The sequence below is a fragment of the Halomonas sp. GXIMD04776 genome (genome assembly GCF_049808615.1).
Taxonomy (GTDB): domain Bacteria; phylum Pseudomonadota; class Gammaproteobacteria; order Pseudomonadales; family Halomonadaceae; genus Modicisalibacter.
In genome coordinates, this window is record NZ_JBNCAN010000015.1 from 37086 (window position 1) to 54000 (window position 16915).

Genomic DNA, 16915 nt, shown 5'->3' on the forward strand with positions numbered 1-16915 from the left:
GTTATGTGGCGCCGTCACTACGACGTTGTTTGCCACCCCGCCCAGCGGGCGCCCAGTCCAGAGCACCTACGCGACTGTCGTAGATCAACCCCGCCAGCAAGATGAAGATGAATATTGCCGCCCCGACAAAGCCGGTCCATCCGACCTCGCGCACCGAAATGGCCCAGGCAAAAAGAAATACCGCTTCGATGTCGAAGATGACGAAGAGCATGGCGACCAGATAGAACTTGATGGAGAAGGGCTGGCGGGCACTGCCGGCGCCGAGAATACCGCCCTCGAAGGGAATGACCTTGCTGCGCCCTTGGCTTCGACCGCCCAACAGCATGGAGGCACCCATCATGAACATGCACAAGGCGAGAACCGCAAAGATGAAAAAACCGACTCCCCAGTACTCGGCAACTAGTGCAATGCTCCGATCCATGGACACGTCCTCACTCGACCAAGCGTTACTTTATACTGCCTGAACCATCATGCCTGGATGGCATGTCGCGTCAATCGCGCTGCTTTGCAGCATAGAGAATGGCGCTGGTTATTTCAGGCAATAAGTATAGAGGAATACAAGAAATTTACCAGAGGCCTAGCCTGCTACGATTTAGCATAATGGCAGTAGCCAGGCCTGGGCCAACGCTAGCAGTAGTGCATAGCGCGCGCCTTTGGCAATAACGATCAACAGCGTCGCCCGCCACCAGGCCATGCGCAATACACCCGCCGCTACCACGAGCGCATCACCTACGACCGGCGCCCAGGATAGCAACAGGCTCCACCCACCGAAGCGTCGATACCACCGCTCGGCCCGAAGCAGACTGCCTGGCGACACGGGAAACCAGCGTCGCTGCTGAAAACGCCGCGCATAGCGGCCCAGAGCCACATTGATCAAGCTGCCGAGACTATTGCCAGCCGTTGCCACCAGCCATAAAAGCAGCGAAGATTCCCCGGCACACCACTGGCGCGCCAGCCAAACCTCAGAGCCTCCCGGCAGCAGGGTGGCGCTCGCCAGCGCGACCAGAAACAGACTCAGCATGGCTTATACCTACCCGATTGCTTTAGGCTATGAGCTTTCCAACCATTCAAGACTATTTCTGCGATGACCACTTCGCCTTTCATTCCCAATGTGCTGACCATCGCGGGCTCCGATCCTTCGGGCGGTGCCGGCATCCAGGCGGATCTCAAGACCTTTTCGGCGCTAGGCGCCTATGGCACCAGCGTGATTACCGCCCTGACGGCGCAGAATACGCAGGGTGTTACCGGCGTGCACATAGTGCCTACCGATTTCATCGCCACGCAGCTCGATACCCTGCTGGACGACGTGGATATCGAGGCGGTGAAGATCGGCATGGTGGCAAGCGAGGAGATCGCCCTTGTCATCCGGGATGCTCTCCAGCGCCGACGCCCGAACTGGATCGTGCTCGATCCCGTCATGGTCGCGAAGAGTGGCGACAAACTGGTCGACGAAGTCGGTATTCGTGCGGTTCGCGAAATTTTGGTGCCCCTGGCGGATCTGATCACTCCCAATCTTCCGGAGGCCGCGGTACTGCTTGGAGGCGCGGTGGTGCAGGATGTTGCCGGAATGGAGGCACTCATGCCTCGCTTGATGACCTTGGGCGCCCCCAACGTCCTGCTCAAGGGAGGACATCTACGCAATGATCGCTGCCCCGACCTCCTGGCCTCGTCTCACGCAATGCACTGGTTCGATGCAACACGAGTCGACACCAACAACCTGCATGGTACGGGCTGTACGCTCTCGTCGGCGATCACGGCACACCTCGCCCACGGCCTCGAGCTACAGGAGGCAGTTCAACAGGCCAAGACCTGGCTCGGCCAGGCATTGAGTGCAAGCGAACGTCTTCGGGTAGGCAAAGGGTGCGGCCCCGCGCACCATTTTCATGCCTGGTGGTGATGTGGACATGGAAAACGACTATAGAAACACCCAGCACTCGGGTCTTGAAAGGGCTTGTCAGGCGCTTGTCAAGGCGGCAAAAAACCGCGCTCAGTCTTCTCCGACACTATCATCTTCATCGGCACTATCATCTTCCTTGGCACTATCATCTTCCTTGGCACTACCGCCTTTCTCTTTCTCTTCTGCGCGTAGTTCCCTGTCCAGGATCTCGAGAATCTTCTCGCCGCGCTCCCCCGCTTGCTCGATATAAGCGTCACGCACCGGCAGGCTTTTCTCCCGGAAAGCCTGGCGCTGCTCCTCGGAGAGGGTGATCATCTCGATATCGCCATTCTCCTTGATGGTCTCCAGCCGCTGCTGGTTGAGCTCTTCCTGCTTGTCGAAGATATAGCGGCGCATTTCATCGGTGACGTCATCAATCATGGTCTTCTGCACGTTAGGCAGATTCTCATAGAACCCCTGGGCGGCGATCAGGGTGGTGATGAACTGCGCCGGTTTGGCCTGGATCAGGTAGTCCTGGACCTCATAGAACTTCATCTCCTCAATGGCGAAGATCGGATTGACCTGGCCCTCGATCTGCCCTGATCGTAGATTGGAATAGACCTCGGCGTAAGGCAGCGGCTCCGGATCAGCCCCGTAAGCCCGATAGGACTCCTCCAGAATCGGCGAGGTCATGGTGCGGACCTTGAATCCCTCCATATCCGTCGGAGACTCGATGGCACGGTTGGCGGTCCACACCATCCAGCCTTCAGGAATGATGCCTAATAGCTGCAAGTCCTGCTCGTGATAGGCTTCTTGCAGCAACGGGCGAGCCTCGGTAGTGGCCAGCACCTGCTCGTTGATCTTGTTGTCGTCGGAAAGCAGAAAGTGCAGGGTGAACACGCCAACCTCCGGAATCACCGAACCCAGATGACCCGCCGAGGCGAAGGCCAACTGTATGGCATCCTGCTTGATCAGCGCAGTCAGTTGCGGGGACGTCCCTAGCGACCCGTAAGGGTATATTTCAATGGTAATATCGCCATCGGAGCGCTTCTCGATACGCTTCTTGAATTCCTGGGCGTAGACGTGCTGAACGCTGCCCTCCACTTCTTCCAGGGCGAAGCGCCACATGTCGGCAACCGCGGCACTGGAAAGGGATATCCCTGCGGCGGCTATCGCCGTCACCCAACCGGCTTTCTTGAGCATATTGTTATTCTCCCTGCTTGAAGTAGTGATATCGCCAACAGCATGACAGGTACGATATGAAGGCATTGATACAGCGGGTCAAGCGCGCCAGCGTCGAGGTCGAAGGCCATTGCATGGGCGCCATCGATCAGGGCTTGCTGGCGCTGATCGGGGTGGAAAAGCATGACGACGAGACCCGCGCCGACAGGCTGCTACACAAGCTATTGCATTACCGGGTGTTCGGCGACGATGCCGGCAAGATGAATCTCGATCTGCAACAGATCAATGGTGGATTGTTGCTGGTCTCCCAATTCACCCTGGCGGCGGATACGCGCAAGGGGTTAAGGCCGAGTTTCTCCAGCGCCGCGGCACCGGACGAAGGGCAACGGCTCTACCACTACTTGCTACATCAGGCCGAAAAGCGTTGGCCAAAAGTTGCCAGCGGCGAGTTCGGTGCCGACATGCAGGTCAGCCTGATCAACGATGGCCCGGTCACCTTTCTGCTGGAAACCTGAAGGCTCGCCTATCCTTTTTTAGGATGCCACTTGTCGTCGTCGCCCTTTTCGTACTTCTCCTTGACCGCGGCCCAGGCGACTCGATGAGCGGTTTCCTCGCGAGAGGCATTTCCCCGGCGATCCTCGGGCTTCTCGTACTCGTCCCAAGCGCTGTTGAAGGCTTCCTTGTAGATGGTCTGCGCCTTGGGCGGCAAGACATTCTTTACGCTGTCGGGCAGTTCTTCCCGATTGTCGTAGGGCATGTCGACCTCCTGTCTGACACTGATTGAACGCTACAAAAACAGTCTACCCAAGGCACAGGACGACGGCCAAGCCTCTCGATCGTAACGAACTGCGCCCGGCCCGCCGTATCACCCATCCAGTGCCGCCTCATGCTGCTCCAGCGCCTCTTCCGCCTCCAGCCAGGCATGTTCCAACGCCTCAGCACGACTTTTGAGTTCGCCTTGCCGAGCCAGCAGTGCGGTCAGTTCTTCCTTGCGTGCGGTATCGGTATAGAGCTCGGTATCACCCAGCTGCGCCTCTACCCTGGCAAGTTCGTCGTTCGCACGGGTCATGTCGCGCTCAATCCGGTCCCGTTCACGCTTGAGCGGGCGAAGTTTCTCGCGCAGCTCCGCGGCGGCCTTGCGCGCTGCCTTTCGATCCGGTATCGAGGCATCGTGGGCGGTCTTTTCCGAGCGAGCATCGCGACGTTCGCTTTCGAGCCGCGTCTTGAGCCAAGCACGATAATCCTCCAGGTCGCCATCGAAGGGCGCGACCTTGCCGTCCGCCACGCACCAGAACTCATCCACTGTGGCCCGCAGCAGATGGCGGTCGTGGGAGACGATGATCACCGTGCCCTCGAAGGCCGCCAGCGCTTCGGTCAGCGCTTCGCGCATTTCCAGGTCGAGGTGGTTGGTGGGCTCATCAAGGAGTAACAGATTGGGTTTTTGCCAGGCGACCAGGGCCAGCGCCAAGCGCGCCTTCTCGCCCCCGGAGAAACGCCTCACCTTGCCGAATATGTCATCTCCATGAAAACCGAAGCCGCCAAGGAAATTACGGATAGACTGCTCACTGGCAGTCGGTGAAAGACGCTGCACATGCAGAAAAGGCGAGACCGTGAGGTCGAGTCCTTCGAGTTGGTGCTGAGCGAAGTAGCCGATGGCCAGGTGTTCGCCGGCGACCCGCTTACCTTCCAGCAGGGGCAGCTCGCCGGTCAGCGACTTGATCAGCGTCGACTTGCCGGCCCCGTTAGGCCCCAGCAGGCCAATGCGCTGGCCGGGGAGCAGCGTCAGCTTGACGTCTTTCAATAACGCCGATTTGTAACCCAACTGAGCCTGATCCAGCACCAACAACGGATGCGAGGTCTTGTCCGCGGAGGGCAGCGTAAAATGAAACGGCGAATCGACATGGGCCACGGCAATGGTTTCCATGCGTTCGAGCATCTTCAAGCGGCTCTGGGCTTGGCGCGCCTTGGTCGCCTTGGCACGGAAACGCGCCACGAAACGCTCGATCTCCTCGCGACGGGCCTGCTGCTTGACGGCCTCGGCCTGCTGCTGAGCCAGCTTTTCCGCCCGGGTGCGCTCGAAAGAGCTGTAGTTACCGCGATAGAGCACCAGTCGATGACGATCGAAATGCAGGATGTGGTCGCACACCGCATCGAGGAAGTCGCGGTCGTGGGAGATCAGCAGTAGAGTACCGGGGTAGCGTATCAGCCACTGCTCGAGCCACAAGAGCGCGTCGAGATCGAGGTGGTTGGTAGGCTCGTCGAGCAACAACAGGTCGGAAGGCATGAACAGAGTGCGCGCCAGGTTGACACGCATGCGCCAGCCCCCGGAAAACGCCGCCAGGGGCTGGTCTAGCTGGGTTTGGGTAAAACCCAGGCCTACCAGCAGCTGTGCCGCCCGGGCCGGGGCGCTGTAACCGTCGAGGGCTTCGAGCTTGCCATGCAGCTCGGCCTCGCGATGGGACTCGCCGTGCGCCTGAGCAGTTTGCAGGGCCGCCTGAGTAGCGCGCAGCTCGATGTCGCCGTCGAGCACGTAGTCATGTATCGAGCGCTCCAGCGCCTCGATTTCCTGGGCCATGTGGGCGATGCGCTGCCCATCGGAAAGTTCTACCTGGCCCTTGTCCGGGGTCAGTTCCCCCAACAGCAGCTTGAACAGGCTCGACTTGCCGGCGCCGTTGGGACCGACGATGCCAGCCTTGTGGCCGGAATGCAGCGTCAGTTCCGCTTCCTCGAACAGGGGTTGCGTTCCGCGTTGCAAGGCCAGTTGACGCAGTGCGATCATGAAAGCTCCCGAGCGTGGATTGGATGGCGCAGCCAAAAATGGACAATCATTCTACCCAATTTTCGACACGATTATGGGACTACGCGCTGACCCTCTATGCGCATCCAGGAGTAGCCAATGCGTGTCTGACGCTACAGGACAAGGCCGGCGCGGACGTATGCGAACTCTTATGGCTGTGCTGGTTGGATCGTCTCGGGCTGACCACGGATGCCCATGCCGCCGCCGTCCTGGCGCCGATACGCGACTCCCAAACGACGCTGACCCGCTTGTTGCGCGAGCGCCGCCGCGAACTCAAGCCGTTGGCCACACCCGGTTCACGCCTCGCCGAATGGCGGGCGGCCATCAAGGGTGCCGAACTCGCCGCCGAGCGCGGTACCCTGGTGCAGCTACAAGCGCTGACAGAACATGGCCGAGGAGTTCGTCCCTTGCACCAAGACGATGCCGCATTGATCACTCGCCTTATTCGGCATATAGGCTGCCGACGTTCAGCCGTCAGCGACCCGTTGAGCATCCTGGTAGCGACAGCTTCAATCAGACCAAGTAACGATAGCACCCCAGCACCTAAACCTTGACGAGTGGCAAGGTTTTAGCGAACCCTATAGGTTCAATAAGAGAGTCAGGCAGCTCCACTCTCTCACTAGCACCACGCAAGACGGACCACCGCTGCCTGGCAAACGTTGGCCTTTGATTCAAGACAATTGCCGCTCGCCTGCGACCGGCCAGCCATTAGGTGGACCAACGCTATGACGCAACAACAAGAACCCAATAACAACGACAGCCCTGTGGCATCCAATCGGCACAACGGCCTATTCCGCGCGCTCGGCGCGATCGATCGTGGACTCGGTGTGCTCGAGTCCGTGGTGATCGCCGGCTGCGTACTCGCCATGGCCGCGCTGATGAGCGCTCACGTGGTGGGCAACCTACTTTTTCAGCAGGGCGTCCCGGGCACCTACGAGGTCACCGAGATGCTCATCGTGGTGATCACCTTCATTGGCGTCAGCTACGCGGCCCGGCATGCGCGTCATATCAGCATGACCGCCATCTATGACCAGCTCGGTGGCCGCTTGCGCAAGCTGCTACTGATCATCCTGTGTGTCGGCACTGCCGTGCTGATGTTCTATTTTGCCTACAAGTCGGTGGACTACGTCCTGACCCTGCAGGAGCGCGGTCGAACCAGCGCGGCGCTGGGTATCCCCATGTGGATGGTCTACCTCGCGCTCCCCATCGGTTTCACCCTTGCCGGAGTCCAGTATCTGCTGACCACGGCGCGCAACCTCATAAGCGACGACATCTATCGCTCCTTCAACGAGAAGGAGGAATATTCCGATGTCCCCATGGATGACTCCGACCAGACCCACGACACCAACGAGCATCGCGGAGTCTGATCCGTGATCGTAAGAACGACAACAATGAATATAAGGATAATCGAATGCTGATCTTGCTGGGTGTGATCATGCTCGTGCTTCTGCTGCTCGGGTTCCCCATGATGGTGCCGCTGGCCGTGGGCATGCTGTACATGATGTTCACCGGCATGACCTTCTTTGGCCCTGACCAGGCCGTTAGCTGGATGATCAGCGGGGTAGGCAGCTGGGTTCTGGCCGCGGTGCCGATGTTCATCTTCGCCGCGGACATCCTGACCAAAGGCCATACGGCCAACCGCCTGTTGGACCTGGTCGACGTTTTCACGCGCCACTTCCGTGGCGGCCTGCCCATCACGACGGCGGCATCCTGTGCCCTGTTCGGCGCCGTATCCGGCTCCACCCAGGCCACCGTGGTCGCCATGGGCGGACCGATGCGACCGCGCCTGCTGGCCAAGGGCTACCCGGACAGTTTCGCTCTGGCGCTGATCATCAATGCCAGCGACATCGCCCTGCTGATTCCGCCCAGCATTGGCTTCATCATCTATGGCGTGGTCATGAAGACCTCGATCGGCGACCTGTTTCTCGCCGGCATCCTGCCCGGCCTGCTGATTCTGGTGATGTTTGCCATCTACTGTTATATCGGTGCCCGCATCAAAGGCATCGAGGCGGAGCCCCGCGCTTCCTGGGGCGAGCGGCTACAGGCGATACGCAAAGTCATCCTGCCCCTCGGCTTTCCTGTGCTGGTGGTCGGCGGTATCTATGGGGGCTTTTTCAGCGCGGTCGAAGCCTCCGCCGTTGCAGTGGCCTACGCGCTGATTCTGGAAGTCGTGATCTATCGCCAGGTCTCGATTCGCGATCTTGGCAGCCTGGCGCTATCCACCGGCATGATCACGGCGGTGGTGTTCATTCTCGTTGCCGTGGGCGCCGCATTTTCACAGACCCTCGGCACCGCGGGGATACCGGAACAGATTCTTGGTCCGGTGATCGACGGCATCGGCGACAACCAGATCCTGGCCCTTGCGCTGATCGCCGCCGCGTTCTTCGTCGGCTGCATGTTCGTCGACCCGATCGTGGTGATCCTGATTCTGGTACCGATCTTCAAGCCGCTGGTGCAATCCGCAGGCCTGGATCCCGTCCATGTCGGCGTCATCGTGACCCTGCAGGCGGCCATCGGCTCCGCCACCCCACCGTTCGGCTGTGACATCTTCACCGCCATCGCTGTCTTTCGTCGGCCCTACATGGACGTCATTCGCGGCACGCCGCCCTTCATTGCCATCCTGTTGCTGGCCACGGTCATCCTTATCGTTTTCCCGGAAATTTCGCTGCTGCTTCCTTCCTTGGGAGGCGACTAATACCAAAAACCAAATGGGCCGACAGCGTCTTGACTGTCGGCCCATTCGGTTTTCTTTGTTATCGCAAGCACTACTGCCAGTGCCTGCGACAAGTGGGTCAGTTACTGTGACTCGGAACCCTCGCTGGCCTTGACCTGCTCGAGTAGAGTATTGAGTGCTTGCTCGCCAAGCTCGCCGACTTCGTCGATGAATGTCTGGCGCACTGGTTCAGCGAGCTTACGGAACTGATCACGTTCCTCTTCACTGAGCTCGATGATTTCGATGTCACCCTTTTCCTTGATGGTGTCCAGACGTGTTTCGTTGAGCTCGGACTGGATATCGTGACCGACCTGGACCATCTCGTCGGTGGTTTCATCGATCATCTGGCGCTGCTCGTCCGACAGACCCTCGTACCAGTCCTGGTTGGCAATGACGTTGCCCACGAACTGCGCCTGCTTGGCAAAGATCATGTAGTCCTGAACTTCGTAGAAGCCCATCTCTTCATGGGCGAACACCGGCTGGATATTGCCATCCGCCTGCCCCTGCTGGAGTGCGCTATAGAGCTCGCCATAGGAGATGGTGATCGGCGAAGCCCCGTAGGCCTTATAGGTCTCGCGCAGCAGACTGTTGTCCATCACGCGGATCTGCAGGTTCTTCATGTCGTCGGGTGTATGGATTTCACGGTTGGCAGTCCATACCTGATAACCTTCCGGCACGGCGGCCAGCGGCACCAGGCCGCGATTGCGGTACGCCTGCTGCCAGGCATCGCTTTTCATGAAGGCATCGGAGTTCAATATCTTGGCGGTTTCGAGCTCGTCCGCCGGCATGATGAAGTTCAGGCTCATCAGTTGGCTTTCCGGAACGGTCCCACCGAGGAAGCCCGAGCCGAAGCTCAGCGGAATGGAGCCACTCTGAATCGCGTCGTAGAGCGTCGAGTAATCCGATCCCCACTTGCCGTAGGGCAATATCTCGACAGTGACATCGCCGTCACTCTTCTCTTCGATCTTCTTCTTGAACTCCTCGGCATACCCGTGCTGTACGCTGCCCTCGATCTCTTCGAGACCAAAACGCCAAGTGTCAGCATTGGCGGTAGACACCATACCGGCCAGACTGATCGCCGTGATACTGAAAGCAAGATTGCGCAATTTCATCGCAGTTCCCTTTGTTGTTGACGTATTTTCAGGGAAGAGCAAAGCGTCACCGATGTCAAGCAAGCCATCGTTTGTAAAGCGGACGCTGCCTACTTGACTTTGAGCGCCCAGGAATTCAACGCCGGTAGATCCATCGGCTGGATGCGGAACTCGGAGCACCCTGTTAGAGTCGCAGTTGACTGACTTTTCTCACTCATCGCACAGGTCATGGCATATGACCCGAGGATTCCAAGGAGCCTTCATGAAAACATTGGTGACCGCCGCTGCCTTTACTGCCGTTCTCGGCGCTGCACCGCTTGTGCTTGCCGCCCCCGAGAGCGAACAGGAAAAACTCAGTTACAGCATCGGCGTGACCCTGGGTCAGAGCCTTTCCCAGGATATCGAGGATCTCGATGTCGATGCCTTTTCTCAGGCGCTCGAAGACATCTACGCCGGCAATGAACTTAAGATGAGCGATGAAGAGATGGCCGAAGCGCTCACTCAGTTCCAGCAGCAGAAGATGGCAGAACAGCAGGAAGAAGCCCAGAAGGCCGCCGAGGCCAACCGCGCCGAAGGCGAGAAGTTCCTGGAGGAGAATGCCGACAAGGAAGGCGTCGAGGTTACCGACTCGGGCCTGCAGTACAAGGAACTCGAATCCGGTGATGGCGCGACCCCGGATGCCAAGGACACCGTCAAGGTGCACTACGAAGGCAAGCTGCTCGATGGCACCGTCTTCGACAGCTCCTATAAGCGTGGCGAGCCGGTCGAGTTCCAGGTCGACCAGGTGATCGAGGGCTGGCAGGAAGCCCTGCAGATGATGAGTGTCGGGGACACCTGGATGATCTATCTCCCCTCCGATTTGGCCTATGGCCAGGCGGGTACCGGCGGCCCCATCGGCCCCAACGAAACGCTGACCTTCAAGGTCGAGCTGCTTGATGTCGTGCAAAGCGACAGCGACGATAGCGACGACGCTGATTCGCAAGACAGCGACGAATAAGCATTGATAAAAGCACTCGCGGTCTTCGCGCTAGCGCTGGCAGCCCTGCCGGCGCTGGCCGAGGAAGCCCTCCGGGAAGGGTCAGAGAACAAGGCGTCACCGCTGGCGGTACTCGATATCGAGCCCGAGACCATCAGCGTGATGGGCGTCTCCTCCGGCGGTTACATGGCCGCCCAGCTTGCGGTGGCCTGGCCGGAGCAATTCTCGGGGCTGGCGGTATTTGCCGCTGGTCCCTGGGGATGCGCCCAGGGCGCGTTGGCGCTGGCGCTGACGCAATGCATGAACACCCGCCTGGGCTTACCCGAACAGGACGACTTGCAAGGCCGCTATGATGCCTATCTGGAGAAGGAACTGGTCGGGTCGTCGAAGGCACTGGCCGAACAGCGCCTCTATCTGTGGTCGGGTGAACAGGATAGCGTCGTCGATCCTCGGTTGATCGGGGTATTGGCAGACCAATATCGCCACTGGCTGGCTGACCCAGAGACGCAGCTCAAGCAGACACATAGCGAGACGGCAGGCCATGGCTGGCCTGTCTCAGCCGATACCGCCACGGCCAGTACCGCTGACGCCATCGAACCAGCCCCCTGCACTGAAAGCGGCAGTCCGTATTTGTTGGACTGCGATTTCGACGGAGCCGGGCAGGCGTTGAAATGGCTGTATGAGGAGCGCGTGCAGCCACCACAGGGTGATGGTCGCGGCATGCTGATGCGCTTCGATCAGACGATGTTCTACGATGGTGGGCTGGCGGAAACGGGGTATGTGTTCATTCCCAAGACCTGCGAGGAAGGCGCCCCCTGTGCCTTGACCGTCGCCCTGCATGGCTGCTCCATGAGCGCCGAGCAGATCGGCGAAACGTTCGTGCGCCATTCCGGGCTCAACGAGTGGGCGTCGGAAAACCGCCTCGTGGTGCTCTACCCACAGGCTAGACCCAGCCTGCCCAATCCCAAGGCCTGCTGGGACTGGTGGGGGTACGACGAGAGCAGCTGGCAGCGCGATGCGCCTTACGACAGCCGCCAGGGTCAGCAGGTTCAGGCGCTCAAGGCGATGGTGGAGCATATCGCCGGATCCGACGCTGATTGAACGGGTCGAGGCCCCTGAGATACTCTCAACTCTCGCTGAATACCTGTTCCAGGGCGCTGGTCAATGCCTGAGGCACCGGCGAGTAGACGACCTGCTTGAGTATGTCACCCTCGTTATCGACGATGAACAGCGACGCGCTGTGATCGACGGTGTAGCCCATCGCCGAGTCATCGGTGTCCACCTTGCGCCAGAACACCCCGTAGCGCTCCGCAATGTCCTCGAGCTGCTCTTGATTGCCGGTGGCGCCAATGAACTGGGGTCCAAAAAAGCCTACGTACTCCTTCAAGCGCTCGATATCATCGCGCTCCGGATCCACGGAAATCATCAACGGCACCACCCGCTTTCGTTCACCATCGTCGAGCCGCGCCAGGGTCTGACGCACAACCGCCAGGCTCAAGGGGCAGACATCCGGACAGTGGGTGTAACCGAAAAACACCACCGCCACCTGGTCATCCGCAAGATCGCTCAACGAGAATTCGCCTTGAGTGGATGTCAGGATAATCGGTCCCCCAGGCGGGACTTCATAGCCATCTTCGCGCTGTTGCTGTTGTAACCAGATCAATACCGCTATCGCGATCAGGGCAACGACGCCCAACGCCATACCCAGACGCATGCCTCGGTTCATAGCACTCATCAAGACCTCCGCTGTACGTCAATATCGAACCAGCTCCCCAGTCGTCCTTGAGCGCTTTCGACCAACACCTTGATGCGCCAGGGCATGACCTCGAGGCTACAGACACCGAACTGCCCCAGCCCGCGAAAGTGGCCATCACCCACGTCATCCAGCACGAAGCGATTGATGCCCATGTCCATATCCCGGCCATCGAACATCACCACGACACGCTCGGCCTCGATATTCTGCAGCCACACGTCGATGATCACTGGCTCGAGCGGGGCGATCTCGCGTTCCAGAGCCAGACGTAGATCACCATGTTCGCCTAACTGTGCATGGCAGGCATCGCGATGAAGATCGCAGGATGTTTCGGAAGGGTACCATGCGATATCCTTGCCGCCACCACGTAGCGTCTCATTGAGTGCATACCACACGGCAATGACGAGGATGATCAGTGTCGCGGTCATCAACACCTGCAGCAGCGGAAAGCGCGCGCGATCGTCGACTCTTTGTTGCATGGTGATGAAGGGAGACCCAAGCCGTTGAAGAGTGCTGAGCTTATCAATGCTTCACCCATTTAGGAGCATGTCTCGATGTCGCAGGGCAAACATACCGAGCAGCTACCATGAGCGCCATCGACGAGGCGCTCGGACCGCTGTTTCTGTTGATACTGCTCGGTGCCTTTCTTGGCTGGCGCCGCTGGCCTGGCGACGCATTCTGGCCACATCTCGAGCGCTTGATCTATTTCCTGCTCTTTCCCGCCATGCTGCTGGCCACCCTGGCAACGACCGATGTCTCCCAGGTGCCGGTGGCAAAGATGGGACTGGTACTGCTCGGCACCTTGGTCGTATTCGCCATTCTGTTGTGGGCGTTGCGCGCCCGGCTCAAGCTCGATGCCGCCGCGTTCACCTCGGTCTTTCAGGGGGCGCTACGCTTCAACACCTATGTCGGCGTCGCCGGGGCGGCCGCCTTGCACGGCAACGCTGGCGCGACGACAGCGGCGGTTGCGGTGGCCCTGATGGTGCCGGTGGTCAATGTGCTCTGCGTGGGAAGCTTCGTCGCCGCCGGCACCCTGGGACCTTCGAGCATCACCAAGAGCCTGGCCGCGCTTGCGCGTAATCCGTTGATTCTGGCTTGCCTGGGAGGTATCGCACTCAACGTCAGCGGTATCGGCCTTCCCGGCTGGAGCGAAAAGACCGTCTCGCTTCTTGGTCGTGCGGCCTTGCCATTGGGCCTTGTGACCGTCGGTGTCGCATTGCGTCCTCAGGCGCTGATGCGCCTGGATGCGGGCGTGTGGACCGCCAACCTGGTCAAGCTGATCCTGATGCCCACCATGGTGCTGATGCTGGCCCTGCTTCTGGGACTCGATCCGGTGAGTCGCGATATCGCGCTTCTATTCGCTGCCCTGCCGACAGCCACCTCGGCATACATTCTGGCGCGGCAACTCGGCGGCGATGCGGAACTGATGGCGGCGCTGATCACCGGCCAGACGCTGCTGGCGATGCTCACGCTTCCTATATGGCTTTCTCTGTCGGGATAATCAGCACCAAGCTAAATAAAAAAGATTCGCATTTTCCTTGACGCATCAAATGAGAATGATTATCTTGACGGTGTGGCGTTCGCCAGACGCCACTATCCATTGCAGAGAAGGCTGATCACAGTATCGAATTCTTTGCCATGGTTATCTCCTCATCATGCTAGTCACGGTCTTATGCGGCGACTCCGATAGAGTCGCCGCTTTTTTTATCCCATGAATTACGCCATCAATTGCGCCGATCCCCTGAGGCGCCACCGCGAATGGCAAAAGCGCTATTGTCCGCCCGCTCACCGGGCCAGGGCGCGCGTTGGTGAAAGCGCTCCCGCAGTAACGCCGCCAAGGCCTCGACCGCAGGCCGCGAGTCCTTGGCGATGCTGCGCCCGAAATAGAGCTTGGCTTCGCCGCCGATCAAGGTTGGCAGGCCGTCATTTTCGTCCAGCACTCGCATCGCCGGGGTCAGGCGCTGACGATCGAGAATGCCGATGGCAAGCCCCGCCTCCACTGCCGTCTCCAGAGCGTGAATGCTGGTGCAGGTGAATACCGCATACCAGGAACGCCCCATCGCTTCCAGCGCTTCGAGTCCCAGGGCGCGATAGGGGCAGTTCACCGGGTGCAGCGCCAGGGGCAAGGGCTGTTCGCCATCGATTCGCGCCTCTCGAGCAGCGGCCCACACCGGTGCGGTACGCCACATGGGCTCCCCCCCGCGTAAGCGATTTTGTCGATCGAGCAATACCGCCAGCGCCAGCTCGCCTCGCTCGAGCAGATGGGTAAGCTCGCCGCTGGTCGCCGTGACGGCCTCTAACAATACATCCGGGTGAGTCGCCAGAAACTCCGGTAACACCTGGCCCACCAGTTCGCGAGCGTAGTCTTCCGGCAACCCAAAACGCACCTTGCCACTCAAGCCGCGCCCGGTGAAACGTGCCAGCAGGTTATCGTGCTGACGCAAAAGCTCTCGGGCCTCACGCAGCAATGTTTCTCCGGTGGGGGTGGGGCTAACGCCGCGGGCACCACGAAACAATAGCCGCGTGCCCAGGCGCTCCTCCAGACGCTTGATCTGCATGCTGATGGCGCTGATGGTGCGATGACGCTGTTCCGCCGCCGCCGCCAGAGTGCCTAGCTGAGTGACGATCACGAAACTGCGCAATGACTCAAGATCCAACGCTCCCAACGAGACTTCAGACATATTGAAGGCTCCATGCAATAAATATCGATTCCTTGAATACTTTATAAGGTCCAGACTTGCCTCGCTACCATTCATCAACGAGGGAGGCTGTTCATGTCAGACACTTATCGGCGCGAGCAGCATCTCGCGTTGCCAACATCGTCCATCAAGTGGCCGTTGACCAGTGCCGTCGTGGCCACGGGATTCGTGCTGTGCTGGAGCAGTGGCTTCGTGGGTAGCCGTCTGGCGGTGGCGGTGGACACGCCACCGGTGGCGCTCTATGCCTGGCGTTTTGCCCTGGCCACGGCGCTGGCAGGACTGTGGTGGCTGTTCAGCACGCTGCGTCGCGGCGGCGAGACCGTCGGCTGGCGCGCCCTGACGCGGGAAGCAGCGAGCGGTAGCCTGACCATGGGGTTCTATCTGCTGGCCATGTTGCTGGGCATCCAGCAGGGTGTGAGCGCTGGAGTGGCGGCGCTGGTCGGCGCCCTGCAGCCTCTTTTAGCGGCGGCGCTGGCCGCCCTGTGGCTGCGTGAGATGAGCTCCCGCGCCCAGTGGCTGGGCATGCTGGTGGCGACCCTGGGCGCCGGTCTTTGCGTGCTGGACGATGCTCAGGGCATGGGTGGCGCAACGCCCTGGGCCTATCTACTGCCGGTGTTGGCGGTGGGCGCGGTGACCCTGGGCAGCCTGATGACGCCCCGGCCCGATGAGCGCATCCTGTCCCTGCCGGCGCGCCTGACCGTGCAGCTGGCCACCACCACGGTGTTGTTCTTTGTTGCCGCCGGATTGCTCGAGGGCGGCGATCTGGCGCCGCCAGCCCCGACCCTGGACAATGCCTTGATCATTGCTTTTCTGGTGGTACTGGCGACCTTTGGCGGTTACGGCTTTTTCGTGAAGGGACTTTCGCACTTTGGAGTGACGCGGCTTTCGACGCTGATCTATCTGACGCCTGCGGTGACCATGGGCTGGGCGGCGCTGATGTTCGGCGAGCTGCCCGGCCTGCTGGGGCTTGCGGGTATGGCGGTGGTGGCGCTAGGCGTGCTGCAGGCGCTGCGCGCTCGGCCGCACAACCGGAGCGGCGCCAACATACGCGCGCCTAGACGCGAACCCGCAGCACCCCAGGGCTATGCGACGCGGGTGAAGATCAAGTCCCAGACGCCGTGGCCGAGCCGCTCGCCGCGCGCTTCGAACTTGGTCAATGGGCGAAATTCAGGTCGCGACACATAAGGTGACGTCTGCGCCTCGGCGGTGTTGCGATAGCCCGGGGCGTTTTTCATCACCTCGGCCATGAATTCGGCGTAGGCTTCCCAGTCGGTTGCCATGTGCAGCACACCGCCGGGTTTCAGCCGTGTGCGCACCAGTTCGACGAAGGCCGGTTGGACGATACGCCGCTTGTGGTGCTTCTTCTTCGGCCAGGGATCGGGGAAGAACAGCTGTACCGCATCGAGGCTGGCCTCCGGGAGGCAGCGGGAAAACACCTCCAGTGCATCGTCGCGGTAGACTCGCAGGTTGGTCAGGCCGCGCTTGTCGGCCTCGTCGAGCAGCTTGCCGACGCCGGGTGCATGCACTTCGATGCCGATGAAGTCCGTTTCAGGATGTGCTTCGGCCTGTTCGACCAGCGATGCCCCCATGCCGAAACCAATCTCCACTATGCGCCGATGCGCCGAGCGAGCGAACAGGCGATCCAGATCCTGCAACCCCTCCTCTACGCTCAATCCCCAGCGTGGCCAGACCTCTTCCAAGCCGCGCGTCTGGGCAGCGGTCATACGCCCGGCGCGAAGCACATAACTCTTCACGCCCCGCTTTGGTCGTGGATTAACCTCAGCATTGCTATTCGTTGCGTCACTCAAACCAGCTTCACTCATACGAC

19 protein-coding genes are annotated in these 16915 nt (G+C 60.1%); 9 read left to right on the forward strand and 10 right to left on the reverse strand.

Translation table 11 applies throughout. The annotated features are described in order from the left end of the window. Position 1: 1 nt before the first annotated feature. Positions 2-421 carry an NADH-quinone oxidoreductase subunit A gene (gene ndhC / locus ACPF7Z_RS11485; protein WP_425193381.1) on the reverse strand — a complete coding sequence of 140 codons (420 nt, stop codon included), beginning with the start codon at positions 419-421 and terminating at the stop codon, positions 2-4. Positions 422-592: 171 nt separating this feature from the next. Beyond that, entirely contained in the window at positions 593-1021 is a 429-nt protein-coding gene (locus ACPF7Z_RS11490; protein WP_425193382.1) for a YqaA family protein, read from the reverse strand. A gap of 63 nt (positions 1022-1084) precedes the next feature. Between ACPF7Z_RS11490 and thiD the strand changes: the two genes are divergently transcribed. Next, positions 1085-1897 (forward strand): bifunctional hydroxymethylpyrimidine kinase/phosphomethylpyrimidine kinase, encoded by an 813-nt coding sequence (thiD, locus tag ACPF7Z_RS11495; RefSeq protein ID WP_425193383.1) that lies wholly within the window; start codon positions 1085-1087, stop codon positions 1895-1897. Between the two features lie 90 nt (positions 1898-1987). Here thiD and dctP (ACPF7Z_RS11500) read toward each other — a convergent pair whose 3' ends face one another. Beyond that, positions 1988-3079, reverse strand: a complete 1092-nt coding sequence (dctP, locus tag ACPF7Z_RS11500) for a TRAP transporter substrate-binding protein DctP (protein ID WP_425193384.1) — start codon at positions 3077-3079, stop codon at positions 1988-1990. Between the two features lie 56 nt (positions 3080-3135). On the opposite strand from dctP (ACPF7Z_RS11500), the gene dtd reads away from it, so the two are divergent. Beyond that, complete coding sequence (gene dtd, locus ACPF7Z_RS11505; protein WP_425193385.1) at positions 3136-3573, forward strand: D-aminoacyl-tRNA deacylase; 438 nt, start codon at positions 3136-3138, stop codon at positions 3571-3573. Positions 3574-3581: 8 nt separating this feature from the next. On the opposite strand, the gene chaB is transcribed toward dtd, so the two are convergent. Both chaB and ACPF7Z_RS11515 read right to left on the reverse strand, forming a co-directional pair. Then, a complete protein-coding gene (gene chaB / locus ACPF7Z_RS11510) occupies positions 3582-3815 on the reverse strand; it encodes a putative cation transport regulator ChaB (RefSeq protein ID WP_425193386.1) in 234 nt (77 codons plus the stop codon). 108 nt (positions 3816-3923) lie between these two features. Next, the gene (locus ACPF7Z_RS11515; protein ID WP_425193387.1) at positions 3924-5837 is read right to left on the reverse strand and encodes an ABC-F family ATP-binding cassette domain-containing protein; all 1914 of its coding nucleotides are present in this window, start codon (positions 5835-5837) and stop codon (positions 3924-3926) included. A gap of 38 nt (positions 5838-5875) precedes the next feature. Here ACPF7Z_RS11515 and ACPF7Z_RS11520 point away from each other — a divergent pair, with 38 nt between their 5' ends. The 3 genes from ACPF7Z_RS11520 to ACPF7Z_RS11530 all read left to right on the forward strand — a co-directional run bounded on the left by ACPF7Z_RS11520 (position 5876) and on the right by ACPF7Z_RS11530 (position 8550). Beyond that, the gene (locus tag ACPF7Z_RS11520; RefSeq protein ID WP_425193388.1) at positions 5876-6409 is read left to right on the forward strand and encodes a TIGR02444 family protein; all 534 of its coding nucleotides are present in this window, start codon (positions 5876-5878) and stop codon (positions 6407-6409) included. Between the two features lie 171 nt (positions 6410-6580). Beyond that, the gene (locus ACPF7Z_RS11525) at positions 6581-7222 is read left to right on the forward strand and encodes a TRAP transporter small permease (RefSeq protein ID WP_425193389.1); all 642 of its coding nucleotides are present in this window, start codon (positions 6581-6583) and stop codon (positions 7220-7222) included. Between the two features lie 44 nt (positions 7223-7266). Further along, positions 7267-8550: a TRAP transporter large permease gene (locus ACPF7Z_RS11530; protein ID WP_425193390.1), complete on the forward strand. Its 1284-nt coding sequence runs from the start codon at positions 7267-7269 to the stop codon at positions 8548-8550. A gap of 101 nt (positions 8551-8651) precedes the next feature. Here the strand turns inward: ACPF7Z_RS11530 and dctP (ACPF7Z_RS11535) are convergent, their stop codons facing one another. Further along, the gene (gene dctP / locus ACPF7Z_RS11535) at positions 8652-9680 is read right to left on the reverse strand and encodes a TRAP transporter substrate-binding protein DctP (protein ID WP_425193391.1); all 1029 of its coding nucleotides are present in this window, start codon (positions 9678-9680) and stop codon (positions 8652-8654) included. 241 nt (positions 9681-9921) lie between these two features. Between dctP (ACPF7Z_RS11535) and ACPF7Z_RS11540 the strand changes: the two genes are divergently transcribed. Beyond that, positions 9922-10656, forward strand: coding sequence for an FKBP-type peptidyl-prolyl cis-trans isomerase (locus ACPF7Z_RS11540; protein ID WP_425193392.1), 735 nt, complete (start codon positions 9922-9924; stop codon positions 10654-10656). Positions 10657-10659: 3 nt separating this feature from the next. Continuing rightward, a complete protein-coding gene (locus tag ACPF7Z_RS11545; protein ID WP_425193393.1) occupies positions 10660-11736 on the forward strand; it encodes a poly(3-hydroxybutyrate) depolymerase in 1077 nt (358 codons plus the stop codon). Between the two features lie 25 nt (positions 11737-11761). On the opposite strand, the gene ACPF7Z_RS11550 is transcribed toward ACPF7Z_RS11545, so the two are convergent. Both ACPF7Z_RS11550 and ACPF7Z_RS11555 read right to left on the reverse strand, forming a co-directional pair. Further along, positions 11762-12370, reverse strand: a complete 609-nt coding sequence (locus tag ACPF7Z_RS11550; RefSeq protein ID WP_425193394.1) for an SCO family protein — start codon at positions 12368-12370, stop codon at positions 11762-11764. Beyond that, the gene (locus tag ACPF7Z_RS11555; protein WP_425193395.1) at positions 12370-12867 is read right to left on the reverse strand and encodes a hypothetical protein; all 498 of its coding nucleotides are present in this window, start codon (positions 12865-12867) and stop codon (positions 12370-12372) included. Before ACPF7Z_RS11555 ends, ACPF7Z_RS11550 begins: the two co-directional genes overlap by 1 nt. Positions 12868-12974: 107 nt before the next feature. Here ACPF7Z_RS11555 and ACPF7Z_RS11560 point away from each other — a divergent pair, with 107 nt between their 5' ends. After that, positions 12975-13889 carry an AEC family transporter gene (locus ACPF7Z_RS11560; RefSeq protein WP_425193396.1) on the forward strand — a complete coding sequence of 305 codons (915 nt, stop codon included), beginning with the start codon at positions 12975-12977 and terminating at the stop codon, positions 13887-13889. A 223-nt stretch (positions 13890-14112) separates the two neighbouring features. Here ACPF7Z_RS11560 and ACPF7Z_RS11565 read toward each other — a convergent pair whose 3' ends face one another. Continuing rightward, positions 14113-15069 carry a LysR family transcriptional regulator gene (locus ACPF7Z_RS11565; RefSeq protein WP_425193397.1) on the reverse strand — a complete coding sequence of 319 codons (957 nt, stop codon included), beginning with the start codon at positions 15067-15069 and terminating at the stop codon, positions 14113-14115. A 93-nt stretch (positions 15070-15162) separates the two neighbouring features. Here ACPF7Z_RS11565 and ACPF7Z_RS11570 point away from each other — a divergent pair, with 93 nt between their 5' ends. Next, positions 15163-16272, forward strand: coding sequence for a DMT family transporter (locus tag ACPF7Z_RS11570; protein ID WP_425193398.1), 1110 nt, complete (start codon positions 15163-15165; stop codon positions 16270-16272). On the opposite strand, the gene trmB is transcribed toward ACPF7Z_RS11570, so the two are convergent. After that, on the reverse strand, positions 16170-16910 hold the full coding sequence (trmB, locus tag ACPF7Z_RS11575; protein ID WP_425193399.1) for a tRNA (guanosine(46)-N7)-methyltransferase TrmB: 741 nt from the start codon (positions 16908-16910) through the stop codon (positions 16170-16172). The two genes, ACPF7Z_RS11570 and trmB, sit on opposite strands and share 103 nt — an antisense overlap. Between the last annotated feature and the right edge of the window lie 5 nt (positions 16911-16915).